11 protein-coding genes are annotated in these 13,197 nt (G+C 39.2%); 9 read left to right on the forward strand and 2 right to left on the reverse strand.

All coding sequences use genetic code 11. The features are described 5' to 3' along the window. Positions 1-292: 292 nt before the first annotated feature. Positions 293-1,303, forward strand: coding sequence for a serpin family protein (locus M9892_07310; protein ID MCO5254151.1), 1,011 nt, complete (start codon positions 293-295; stop codon positions 1,301-1,303). Positions 1,304-1,494: 191 nt separating this feature from the next. On the opposite strand, the gene M9892_07315 is transcribed toward M9892_07310, so the two are convergent. Then, positions 1,495-1,815, reverse strand: a complete 321-nt coding sequence (locus M9892_07315) for a hypothetical protein (protein ID MCO5254152.1) — start codon at positions 1,813-1,815, stop codon at positions 1,495-1,497. A 49-nt stretch (positions 1,816-1,864) separates the two neighbouring features. Between M9892_07315 and M9892_07320 the strand changes: the two genes are divergently transcribed. The 7 genes from M9892_07320 to M9892_07350 all read left to right on the forward strand — a co-directional run bounded on the left by M9892_07320 (position 1,865) and on the right by M9892_07350 (position 9,565). Continuing rightward, positions 1,865-4,654 (forward strand): DEAD/DEAH box helicase family protein, encoded by a 2,790-nt coding sequence (locus tag M9892_07320; protein MCO5254153.1) that lies wholly within the window; start codon positions 1,865-1,867, stop codon positions 4,652-4,654. A 54-nt stretch (positions 4,655-4,708) separates the two neighbouring features. Next, on the forward strand, positions 4,709-5,116 hold the full coding sequence (locus M9892_07325; GenBank protein MCO5254154.1) for a GxxExxY protein: 408 nt from the start codon (positions 4,709-4,711) through the stop codon (positions 5,114-5,116). A 15-nt stretch (positions 5,117-5,131) separates the two neighbouring features. Next, positions 5,132-5,989, forward strand: a complete 858-nt coding sequence (locus M9892_07330; protein MCO5254155.1) for a Bro-N domain-containing protein — start codon at positions 5,132-5,134, stop codon at positions 5,987-5,989. Continuing rightward, positions 5,990-7,654 (forward strand): type I restriction-modification system subunit M, encoded by a 1,665-nt coding sequence (locus M9892_07335; protein MCO5254156.1) that lies wholly within the window; start codon positions 5,990-5,992, stop codon positions 7,652-7,654. A gap of 105 nt (positions 7,655-7,759) precedes the next feature. Further along, entirely contained in the window at positions 7,760-8,218 is a 459-nt protein-coding gene (tnpA, locus tag M9892_07340; protein MCO5254157.1) for an IS200/IS605 family transposase, read from the forward strand. Then, entirely contained in the window at positions 8,205-8,354 is a 150-nt protein-coding gene (locus M9892_07345) for a hypothetical protein (protein MCO5254158.1), read from the forward strand. Before tnpA ends, M9892_07345 begins: the two co-directional genes overlap by 14 nt. Next, complete coding sequence (locus tag M9892_07350) at positions 8,354-9,565, forward strand: restriction endonuclease subunit S (protein ID MCO5254159.1); 1,212 nt, start codon at positions 8,354-8,356, stop codon at positions 9,563-9,565. Before M9892_07345 ends, M9892_07350 begins: the two co-directional genes overlap by 1 nt. 225 nt (positions 9,566-9,790) lie before the next feature. On the opposite strand, the gene leuS is transcribed toward M9892_07350, so the two are convergent. Beyond that, complete coding sequence (gene leuS, locus M9892_07355; protein MCO5254160.1) at positions 9,791-12,622, reverse strand: leucine--tRNA ligase; 2,832 nt, start codon at positions 12,620-12,622, stop codon at positions 9,791-9,793. Positions 12,623-12,744: 122 nt separating this feature from the next. Between leuS and M9892_07360 the strand changes: the two genes are divergently transcribed. After that, positions 12,745-13,194 carry a hypothetical protein gene (locus M9892_07360; GenBank protein MCO5254161.1) on the forward strand — a complete coding sequence of 150 codons (450 nt, stop codon included), beginning with the start codon at positions 12,745-12,747 and terminating at the stop codon, positions 13,192-13,194. Positions 13,195-13,197 lie beyond the last annotated feature (3 nt).

The raw sequence follows: 13,197 nt of genomic DNA on the forward strand, positions 1-13,197 counted from the left end.
ATCATAAAAGTTGGCACATTTGCAATTTCGCGCGACTGGTCCCGAACCTACGAGAAGCCCATGCTAAAAATAAAAGTTGCAAAAGAGCCAACAAGCAAATGCATCAAAAAAGACACTGAATGAAAACAACAAAGGACAAAAAGGAAGGGCGAAGGCATAACACAGCGTTTGGCGCAATGGCTGGGTTTATGGTAAGTTATAGTTATAAATTTCTAACAAAATCTATTTAAAACTGACAGTTAATACTTCTATAGCAGCCACTGCGCCAAGCGTGAGACCGTTAGCAGAGATTATGAAAAGACAGACAGCAATCATATTGACACTTATCTTGACAACATTATTTAGTTGCAAGAATGACAGGAATTTTCCAGAAGTAAAAAAACTATCTGAATATAAAAACACGCAATTCATTCCGACTTTGGAACATAAAATTTCAAATGAGAAAAATTCGGTTTATTGTGCAACATTACTATTCGCTTGGGACGAAATAAGAAAACAGATTAACTCACCTTTGACAATTTCTGACGAGTATTTTGACTTGAAACTGCTCAACAAATCGACTTCTTTCGAAAATGTTTTGAAAAGTAATGAGTATGAAGTTAGCGGAGAAGTTGACGGAGATTTAATAACTGCACGAGCCGAATTTAATAAATCATTACCCTTTGAACTCAAACTTCAAAGTTTCAAAAACAAGTTGACTTTTGACGGACAAAAAGTTTCTTCATTTGGCGTTAATGGTTATGACAGTTACGAACAACTAAAAATTGTAAAAATCATTTACTATAAAAACGACAACAATTTTATAATTAAACTGCTTCCAAAAGACAAGGAACACGAAATCATTTTGTTCAAGACAGACCAAACTTTCAATTCAATAGCCGAAATGACCAGTGAAATCGAAAAGCTGACCGAAATCGGAAAGACTGAAAAGAAGAACGAAAAAATAAGTTGGAAGTATTATTACAATGAAGAAGACATAGTAATTATTCCAAAGTTCAATTTTAACATTGAGACAAATTATACTAATTTAGAAGGTAATAGATTTAGCTCAAATAAACAGAATTTTCAAATAGAAACTGCTTTGCAGAGAACTGCTTTTATTTTAGACGAAAGCGGTGCAGAAATTGAAAGTGAAGCAGAAATCGCTGTTGCAGTTGAAGAAATTGAAGAAGAATACGAAAAGCCAAAACCTAAAAAAATGGTTTTCGACAAGCCATTCTTAATTTTAATAAAACGAATAGACGCTAAAAACCCATATTTTGGACTATGGACAACGAACACAGAATTAATGACGAAAGAATAACCTCTGCTAACAGCCGTTTTGCAAAAGCGGGGGTTTCGTGCTTCTATGACAGTGAAGTGCTAAATTCAAGCTTTGTGCATCTAATGAAGTTTAGTGCTGAAAATCCCCGCTTTCGCAAAGCGGCAAAACGTTACCAGTAAGCCTAAAAGACGACAGTGCAACAATAAACAGACGACAAAAACATAAACGAATTAACAAGGACAAACCATTTTGACAGGTGACCAACATACATACCATATTTCAAACGGACAACGAGTAATCCGACCTGTCTGCCGAACAGGCAGGCACTCATTGCCTACCCTTCTGTATTTTTTATTTTCCCAACCGCACATTTTTTTTAATTCAATTTTATGCCTGCCCGCAAACGGCTCATTGGCTTTTGCCCCAACCGCACAAGCCAACCCATCAGCAAATGCGAAGCATTCGCGAACACCGCTGAAAAACAAACAATCCGTGAGCAAAACCAAAAGAGCCGTTTCTGCCAACGCACCGACAGAGCATACGGACAACAAAACGGATTTTTTGCGTATTTTGACCAACTATAAATTTTAGATTATAAAAGTGAAAAACGAAAAACTGACAAGGAAAGAAATCATTGACAACCGCTTAAAACAAGCGGGTTGGAATGTGACTGACCGAACTCAGGTGATTGAGGAATTTGATATTCAGTTGACAGTTGTTGAAGAACCGACAACGCCATACGCTGGACACCAATACAGCGACTACGTTTTATTAGGCAAGGACGGCAAACCGCTTGCAGTGATTGAAGCTAAAAAGACTTCGGTAGACGCTGCACTCGGACGAGAACAAGCCAAACAATATTGCTACAACATTCAATCAACACAAGGCGTTGACTTGCCTTTCTGCTTTTACACCAACGGACACGACATTTACTTTTGGGACTTAGACAATTACCCGCCAAAGAAAGTATATGGCTTTCCAACTCGTGACGACCTTGAACGCTACGCATACATTCGCAAAGCAAGAAAACAATTAGCAGGTGAACTTATCAATACCAAAATTGCAGGACGAAATTATCAGGTTGCTTCAATCCGTGCTGTAATGGAAGCCGTTGAAAAACGAAAACGTAAATTCTTGTTGGTAATGGCGACAGGCACAGGCAAGACAAGAACTTGCATTGCCTTGGTTGACGCATTAATGAGAGCAGGTTGGGCAGAGAGAGTTTTATTCCTTGTTGACAGAATTGCATTGCGTGACCAAACTCTGGAAGCATTCAAAGAACATTTGCCCAACGAACCACGCTGGCCAAAGCAAGGCGAAAAAGAAATTGCCACCGACAGACGAATTTATGTTTCGACTTATCCGACCATGTTGAACGTCATTCGCAACGAAGAGAAAAGTTTAAGTCCGCATTTCTTTGATTTGATTGTGGTGGACGAAAGCCACCGTAGTATTTACAATACCTATCAGGAAATTCTTGATTACTTCAATACCATTACACTTGGCTTGACAGCCACACCAACGGATGTAATTGACCACAATACTTTTCAATTATTTGAGTGCGAAGATGGCGTTCCAACTTTTGCTTATTCCTACGAAGAAGCAGTAAATCACATTCCGCCATTCCTGAGCAATTTTCAGGTAATGAAAATCAAAACCAAATTTCAGGATGAAGGAATAAACAAGCGGACAATTTCATTGGAAGACCAACAAAAACTGATGTTGGAAGGAAAAGAAATTGAAGAAATCAATTTCGAAGGAACAGAGATTGAAAAGAAAGTAATCAATCGGGGAACGAATGCTTTGATTGTCCGTGAGTTCATGGAAGAAAGCATTAAAGATGCCAACGGAGTTTTGCCAGGGAAAACGATTTTCTTTTGCATCAGCAAAGCACATGCAAGACGAGTTGAAGAAATATTCGATTCACTTTATCCCGAATACAAAGGCGAATTAGCCAAAGTATTGGTAAGCGAAGACCCACGGGTTTACGGAAAAGGCGGTTTGCTCGACCAGTTTGTGAGCAACGATATGCCACGCATTGCCATTAGTGTTGACATGCTCGACACGGGAATTGATGTTCGTGAATTGGTGAATTTGGTTTTTGCAAAACCAGTTTACAGCTATACCAAGTTTTGGCAGATGATAGGTAGAGGAACTCGTTTACTCGAACCTGAAAAAATAAAACCTTGGTGCACTGAAAAAGATAATTTCCTGATTCTCGATTGTTGGGACAACTTTGAATATTTCAAACTCAATCCGAGAGGCAAAGAACTAAAAGGACAAATTCCTTTGCCAGTTCGCTTGTTTGGTGTTCGATTAGAAAAGATTGAAGAAGCCCAAACACAAAGCAAAGCTGAAATTGTGGACAAAGAAGTTCAAAAAATCAGAAAGCAAGTTGAAGTACTTCCGAAAAACTCGGTAGTGATTATGGAGGCCAAACATGAACTTCAACGCTTAGAAGATGAAAACTTCTGGAGCAACCTGACTTCTGATAAAATGGAATTTTTAGAAGCGGTTGTAAAACCATTGCTTCGCACGGTTTCAAATGTTGATTTCAAAGCCATGCGATTTGAAAAAGATATTGTGGAAGTTTCTTTGGCTCATCTGGCAGGTGAAACCGAAAAGTTTGAAACCCTGAAAGAAAGCATTATTGAAGAAATTGGCGAACTGCCTTTGAGCATCAACATTGTGGCAAGAGAGCAGGAATTGATTCGTCAGGCACAAAGCAATCATTATTGGGCAACCATCAATGAAGACAAGTTTGAAGAACTGATTCAAAAACTTTCGCCTTTGATGAAATTCCGTGAAGCAGTTATTCCGTTAGCTCCTGCCAAATTCAACCTAAAAGACATTGTTGCCGAAAAGGAATTTATTGAGTTTGGTCCGCAACACGAAGCGTTGAGTGTAGCCAAATACCGTGAACTGGTGGAAAAGAAAATCAATGAACTGGTATCAAGCAGTCCGATTTTACAAAAACTAAAACAAGGACAGGAAATCACCACAGATGAAGCCGAGCAATTGGCAGAAGAACTACATAATGAGCATCCACATATTACCATTGATTTGCTTCGCAAGGTTTATAACCACCGCAAAGCAGCATTGGTGCAATTCATCAAACATATTTTAGGCATTGAGCAATTAGAAACCTTTGCCGAAACTGTTACCAAAGCATTTGATGATTTTGTTTCCAAACACAGTTACCTCACAAGCAGACAACTTCAATTTCTTGATTTGCTCAAGAATTTTGTGTTGGAAAAAGGTGATGTAAGCAAACGCAACCTGATTGAATCTCCCTTTACCATGCTTCACCCCGAAGGCATTAGAGGAATTTTTAATCAAAAAGAGATTGACGAAATTTTAAGTTTAACCGAACAAGTATTAGCAGCCTAGATGGTCTGAATCAGAATTTACAAAATGAAAAAATTAACAGAATAAAAATAGGATATGGAAAAGGACGAGTTGACGTATAAGATAATTGGTTGTGCAATGAAGGTTCACAATACGATGGGTCCCGGCTTTCAGGAAGTGATTTACCAAAGATGCCTTGCGATAGAATTAGAGAGGGTAGGATTAGGTTTCAAAAGAGAGCAAGAGCAAACTTTGTTTTATGAAAACATTGAAGTAGGAACAAGAAGGGCGGATTTCATTGTAGAAGGCAAAGTAGTAGTTGAACTTAAAGCGTTGGTGAATCTTGAAGATGTTCATATCGCACAAGCAAAAAACTATACGGTGGCTTATGATTTCCCCCTTGGACTATTGATAAATTTTGGAAGCCAAAGTTTGCAGCATAAACTTTTATTTAATCCTAAGTATTATCCAAAACACAATTCAGCAAATTCAAAAATTCAGTAAATTCTGATTCAGACAATGGAAAAGAAAAATGAAATAAAAATATTTGAAGATAAGAAAGTTAGAACAATTTGGGATGCTGAACAGGAAAAATGGTATTTGTCAATTGTTGATGTCATTAAAATTCTAACCGGAACTGACAGGCCAAGAAAATATTGGAGCGACCTGAAAACCAAACTGAAAAAAGAAGGAAGTCAGTTGTCCGAAAAAATCGGACAACTGAAAATGGAAGCTTCAGACGGGAAAAAATACATAACCGATGTAGCGGATACCGAGCAGCTTTTTCGTCTAATTCAATCCATTCCATCACCCAAAGCAGAACCTTTTAAACTCTGGCTGGCACAGGTAGCATCGGAACGATTGGATGAAATGCAAGACCCTGAACTAAGCATTGACAGGGCACTGGAGCAATACATGAAGTTGGGTTATTCAGAAAACTGGATTAACCAACGCCTCAAAAGTATTGAGATACGAAAAGAACTAACGGATGAATGGAAAAAGAGAGGCTTGAAAGAAGGCGTTCAGTTTGCCACGCTTACTGATATTATTACCAAAGCATGGAGTGATAAAACTACCAAAGAATACAAAATACTGAAAGGTTTGAAAAAAGAAAATCTGCGGGATAACATGACCAATACGGAACTCATTCTGAACATGCTTGCCGAAGCATCTACAAAAGATATTTCAGCCGCCACCAACCCGAAAGATTTTGAAGAAAGCAAAAAAGTGGCAAAGCAAGGTGGTAATGTAGCAAAGGTTGCTCGCAAGGAACTGGAAGCTAAAACAGGTAAAAATGTAGTTACTTCTCTTAATGCCAAAACAGCATTGCAATTGAATGAGGGAGACAAGAAAAAACCGAAAAACAAAAAGAAGTAGATGTTACAAAACAACGCACAATTAAAATCGCTTATAGACAAGCTCTGGCAAAACTTTTGGGAAGGCGGCATTGCCAACCCTTTAACAGCCATTGAGCAAATTACCTACCTCATCTTCATGAAACGTTTGGACGATTTGGAAGCCAAACGTGAACGGGATGCCGAATGGACAGGCGAAAAATATGTTTCCCGTTTTTCGGGCAAATTCAATATTCCGGGCAGTAATGAAAGCATTGACAAAAACGAATTGCGTTGGAGTGTTTTTAAACACAAGCCCGCAGACGAAATGCTGATGCATGTGCAAATGAAAGTGTTTCCGTTTTTGAAAGACCTGAACGGAGAAACTTCGCCTTTTACGAAACACATGGCAAACGCTGTGTTCATTATGCCCAAAGCCAGTTTGCTGGTTTCGGCCATCAACATTGTAGAGGAAATTTTCAAAGAAATTGAAAAAGATGCCACCGAAGGCGGACATGCGTTTCAGGACATACAAGGTGATGTATATGAAATGCTGTTGAGTGAAATTGCCACGGCAGGTAAAAACGGACAGTTCCGCACTCCAAGACACATTATTAAACTGATGGCTGAATTGGTTGCTCCGCAATTGGGACAACGCATTGCCGACCCTGCTTGCGGCACAGGCGGTTTCTTGTTGGGTGCTTATCAATACATCCTTACTGATTTAGTAAGAAAGAAAGACCCTGGCAAGTTGCAGAAAGACGAAGACGGTTTTGAACGTGCTGCCATTAGTGCCGTGCTTACCCAAGAGGTAAAAAGCATTTTGGATAAAAGCTTTGTGGGGTATGACATTGACACCACGATGGTGCGTTTGGGTTTGATGAACATGATGATGCACGGCATTGACGAACCTAAAATTGACTACAAAGACACCCTCAGCAAAAGCTACAATGAAGACAGCCAGTTTGATATTGTATTAGCCAATCCGCCCTTTACTGGAAACATTGACAAAGGCGATATTAACGAAGGGCTGAAACTCCCCACCACCAAAACTGAACTGCTGTTTGTAGAACGCATTTTTAACATGCTTAAAATGGGCGGAACCGCTGCTGTAATTGTGCCCAGTGGTGTGATACAAAACAGCGGTAAAGCCTTTGAAGCAGTGCGAAAACTGATAATTGAAAAAGCCGAACTGAAAGCCGTGATCGCTGTGCCAAGCGGTGCATTTAAACCCTATGCAGGGGTAAGCACTGCTATTTTGATTTTTACCAAAGGAGGTGAAACCAACAACGTTTGGTTTTACGACATGCAGGCAGACGGCTACACCTTAGACGATAAGCGAAACAAAATTGCCGAAAGTGATTTGCCCGATATTGTGCAACGCTACAAAAACCGTCTGAACCATGATTCACATGATTTAGGGATTACCATGATGGCGGCAGAAAGTGAAACAAGCTACGAAGCCAACACAAATCATAGCCCATCAGAAAATCAAAAAAATCACAGTTCAGACAGGAGGTTGAAATATTTTATGGTGCCGAAAAAGGAAATTGTAGATAACAACTACGACCTGAACCTGAGCACCTACAAAGAAGAAGTGTATGAAGAAGTGGTGTATGAAAAACCAAATGTGATTTTCGGAAAGTTGGAAAGCATTGAAGCCGATATTCAAAATGGATTGGCAGAATTAAAAGAGTTGATAAAATGAAATCCCGAAGAGATGAAAATATTATGAAATGAAATCCCGAAGGGATGAAATTATTATAGAAAATGAATCAATCAATAAGCAAAAACCCCGAAGGGGTGATATAAAATGGCAGGAACCTATTCACAAATATATTTACAAGTTGTTTTTGCGGTAAAGGGCAGAGAAAACCTCATTGCCCAATCATGGAAAGATGAGTTGCACAAATACATGGCCGGCATTATCAAAGAAAAGGAACAAAAGCCAATCATCATAAACGGAATGCCCGACCACATTCATGCATTCATTGGTTTAAAACCATCTATGAGAATTTCGGATTTGGTTCGTGACATAAAAAACAATTCTTCTAAATTCATTAACGAAAAAGGCTTTGTAAGGGGCAAGTTTTCCTGGCAGGAAGGCTATGGTGTGTTTTCCTATTCCCATTCGCATATTGATAGGGTATATAACTACATACTGAATCAGGAAGAACACCACCGTAAAAAAACCTTTAAAGATGAATACCTGGAATTATTGAAAAAGTTTGACATAGAATTTAAAGAAGAATATGTGTTTGAATTTATGTAAATATATCACCCCTTCGGGGTTAGGTAGTTGGGTTAGATTGGTTCGTTACAATCATGCCAACCCTTCGGGTTTATTAAATATGGATGTTAAAGCCGATATTCAAAAAGAATTGGCTGAGTTAAAAGAGTTTGTGTGATGAAGTTTGAAAAAATAGGAAACGTTTTTCTAGTAATTAGAAATGGAGCAAATATAAAACAGGATAAAGTAACCGATGGCTATCCTATTACTCGTATCGAAACGATAGCTGACGGAACAGTTGATTTAAATAGAGTTGGATATGCTTCAATACACGATGAAAGCTTCTCTGAATTTTATTTGCAGGAGAATGATATATTGATGTCACACATTAATAGTGTTTCTCATCTTGGAAAAGTTGCTTTGGTAAATCAAATTTATGAGAAAGTTATACACGGAATGAATTTATTATGCTTGAAAGCTGATGTGAGTATAATAAATCCGATGTATTCATTCTACTATTTTAAAAGCCCGATATTCAGAAGTAAGATAAAGCGAATAACAAAGAAGTCAGTTAATCAAGCAAGTTTCAATATCTCAAATTTAAAGGATATTGAAATTCCACTCCCCCCACTTCCCGACCAACTCCACATCGCCAATCTCTTAAGCAAAGCCGAAAACCTGATAGCCCAACGCAAAGAAAGCATCCGCCTGTTGGATGAATTTTTGAAAAGCACGTTTTTGGAGATGTTTGGGGATCCGGTGAGGAATGACAAGGGATGGGATGTAAAAATATTTGGAGAATTTGTTGAAAGAATAACAAAAGGTGAATCTCCAAAATGGCAAGGGTTTGATTACTTAGATTCTGGTGTTCGATTCATTACAAGCGAAAATGTTTTGTGGGGCTCAGTTGACTTGCAAAAAGCTAAATTTATTCATGAAGATTTTCATAATAAATTGAAAAGATCACAGTTGAAAGAAAATGATTTACTTGTCAATCTTGTTGGTGCATCAGTGGGACGTTCATCTCTTTGTCCTAAAGAAGCATTGCCCGCAAATATCAATCAAGCTGTTGCTGCCATTACATTGAATCCCGAATTAATTAATGCAGTTTATGTAATGCATCTTTTTATTAATCAATCTTTTCAGAGATTGTTATTGGGAAATGTTGTAGAAGCCGCAAGAGCAAACTTAAGTTTAAGTGATTTAAGAAATCTAAAATTTCCTGTTCCCCCACTCGTCCTCCAAACCCAATTTGCCCAAATCGTAGAAAAAACGGAAGCCCTTAAAACCCAATACCAGCAAAGCTTGCAGGAGTTAGAGAATTTGTATGGGAGTTTGAGCCAGAAGGCGTTTAGGGGGGAGTTGGGTGTAAAAGAGTCAGTAAAATAAAAAATACGCAACCGCACAGACCAACACGACAGAATCAATGACTCAGAAACTCAATAAAGACAATGGTTTGTGACGGTGGACAGACAGAAGGCCTACTGGTAACAGGCGTTTGGCTCAATGGCGGGTGAAGTGCTTAAATTCAAGTTCGGTTGTTCAAATCAACTTTAGTGCTGGGTTGACAGTTTTGTGCTCCGAAATCCCGCACGAACGCCAAGCGCAAAACCGTTATACTACCACATTCACAATTTTGCCCGGTACAAAAATGAACTTCTTTACCGGCTTACCTTCCATCCATTTTTGGACAGTTTCATCAGCAAGAACTAATTTTTCTACTTCATCTTTGGCAGCCGTTGCAGACACGGTAATTTGCGCTCTTGTTTTTCCATTAACAGAAACCGGATAGCTTATACTGCTTTCTGTCAAATAGGCTTCTTTGAATTCGGGCCAATTAATTTTAGAAAGACCACCCTTGTGTCCCATTTGCTCCCAAAGCTCTTCTGCAATGTGTGGTGCAAAAGGGGACAAAAGAATCAACAAGGGTTCTAATATTTGTCTTTTGTTACATTTCTGCTCCTGTAATTCATTTACACAAATCATAAACGCACTCACCGAAGTATTAAAAGACAAGGACTCTATGTCGCTTGTCACTTTTTTGATTGTTTTATGCAGTGTTTTTAGTTCTTTTTCATTGGGTGCATCATCGCTGATATGAAACATACCTTGTTCGTTATAGAAAAGGCGCCAGAGTTTTTTTAGAAATTTATAAACGCCCTCAATTCCTTTGGTACTCCATGGTTTTGCGTCTTCAATCGGACCCAGAAACATTTCGTACATGCGGAGCGTATCTGCACCATATTCGTGAGCAATATCATCCGGATTCACTACATTGTATTTGGACTTGGACATCTTTTCTACTTCACGTTCTACAATGAATTTACCATTGGGTTCACTTATAAATTCATAATCTTTATAATCTTGATAAAGAGGGTGATTTCTAAATTTCTCTATAGCAAGTTCATTATGTGCATCATCAATCACAGCCAAATCTACGCGCATCCTATGAACCTTCATGTTAGTTGCCTGATATTTTGAGACTAACTTATTTGCTCCATCCATATTTAAGACAAAGGCACTTTCTCCTAAAATCATTCCTTGATTAAGCATTTTCCGAAAAGGTTCGTTCGTTTTGACAAAATCCATATCATACAAAAATTTTGTCCAGAATCTGGCATAGAGCAAATGACCTGTTGCGTGTTCTGCACCCCCTACGTAGAAGTCCACATGTTTCCAATAATCCAATGCTTGTTTGCCGGCAAATGCAGCAGTGTTTTGGGCATCCATATACCTGAAGAAATACCAAGAACTCCCGGACCATCCGGGCATTGTGGTCAGTTCGACAGGATAGCCTTCTCCGTTTGCAACTACCCCTTTTTCCGGGGTATAATTCCATTTGTCGGCACGCCCTAAAGGTGGTTCGCCACTTTCTGTCGGAAGAAATTTATCAACTTCCGGCAGTATCAATGGGAGGTGTTTTTCTTCAATGGCATAAGCGATTTCGTCTTTGTAATAAATCGGTATTGGCTCTCCCCAATATCTTTGTCTGCCAAAAACAGCATCTCTAAGTCTGTAATTGGTTTTGCCCTTTCCTAAACTCCGGACTTCCACAGTTTCAATCATTCTGCTGATTGCATCTTTAACTTCAAGCCCGTTCAAGAAATCGGAATTAAAAACTTTGCCATTTTTTTCACACCAAGGAAGATTGCCAATATCCCATCCATCCGGAGCTTCAACAACCTGTTTTATTGACAAGCCAAAATATTTAGCAAAAGCAAAATCTCTTTCATCATGTGCAGGGACAGCCATTACAGCGCCTGTACCATATCCTGCCAGCACGTATTCGCCCACCCAAACCGGTATCTTTTCACCGCTAAAAGGGTGGATAGCATAAGCACCCGTAAACACACCCGTAATTTTCTTAACTTCTGATTGGCGGTCACGTTCGCTTCTGTTCTTGGCGTATTCGATATAGGCTTCTACTTGAGATTTCTGTTCGGGGGTGGTTAATTGTAAAGCTAAATCATGTTCGGGAGCAAGCGTGATATAGGAAACGCCAAAGAGTGTGTCTGGGCGGGTTGTGAACACTTCTACTTCGTCCACAATCGTTTTTTCCGCTTCTGAGTTTATAAGAGAAAACCTGATGCTCGTACCTTCACTTTTTCCTATCCAATTTCTTTGAATTTCTTTTATGTTTTGACTCCAGTCCAATCCCTCCAAATCATGCAACAATCTTTCTGCATAAGCTGTAATACGCATACTCCACTGTTTCATTTTTTTGCGTTCAACAGGATGTCCTCCTCTTTCTGACAGTCCGCCTACCACTTCATCATTAGCCAAAACAGTTCCTAACGCAGGACACCAATTCACATAAGCCTCACTCAAGTATGCAAGTCGGAAACTCATTAGTATATCCTGCTGTTGTTTTTCTGTAAAATTTTTCCATTGCTCGGCAGAGAAGGGCTCAATCACTTCCAAATTCAAATTTGCACTGCCGTTTGCTTCAAATAAAGAAACCAAAGTTTGAATGTGTTCAGCTTTGTTTTTGGCGGGGTTATACCAAGCGTTGAACAACTGCAAAAAAATCCACTGAGTCCATTGATAATATTCGGGGTCAGAAGTTCTAACTTCACGGCTCCAATCAAAAGAAAAACCAATCTTGTCAAGCTGTTCTCTATAGCGTGCAATATTTTCTTCGGTAGTTTTGGAAGGATGTTGACCTGTTTGAATGGCATATTGTTCCGCAGGAAGTCCGAATGAGTCATAACCCATGGGATGCAACACGTTGAATCCGCAATGCCTTTTGTATCTTGCAACAATGTCAGAAGCTATATACCCCAAAGGATGCCCCACATGCAGTCCTGCCCCGCTGGGATAGGGAAACATGTCCAAAACATAGTAGGATTGTTTGCCACCTGAATACAAGTTTTCAGCTTTGAAACTTTGGTTTTCCACCCAAAATTTCTGCCACTTACTTTCAACCTCTTCGTGCTTATAATTAATGTCTTGCAAATTGTTGCTCATGATTCTTAGTGCCGCGAAAATAGTTTAAAAAATAAGAATCGAATAATGGAAAAGTAGCGGGAAAAATCACTAATTTTACCCCTTCAAAATTTAAAAAGCAAATGGGCTGGATAGTCTTCCTTTTGGGTTTAGGGTTATTATTGGTGTTAATGGAATTGTTTATTACTCCTGGGCTGATTGTGGGGGTGATTGGTATCATGTGTTGGGGCGCTGCCATTTGGCAAGTGTATGAATTATATGGTGTCACAGCCGGCAATTGGAGCACCGTTGGCATGGTTGCATTACTTGCATTGATGATTTTCTGGGGACTCAAAACAAATTTATGGAATAAGGTTACGGTTCACACCAATATTACAGGAAGGACAAACGAAACAGAAGGTTTTGATCCTCAGATAGGGATGCACGGGCGCACGCTCAGCACGCTCAGACCTATGGGTTCTGCCAGATTTGGCGATGTTGTTGTTGAAGTAACCACAAGAGGAGACATGATCGAGCAAAATGCAGACATTGAGATTATTGAAATCTCACACGGTAAAATTTATGTAAAATAAAAT

The organism is Bacteroidota bacterium (genome assembly GCA_023957335.1).
Lineage (GTDB): Bacteria > Bacteroidota > Bacteroidia > NS11-12g > UBA955 > JALOAG01.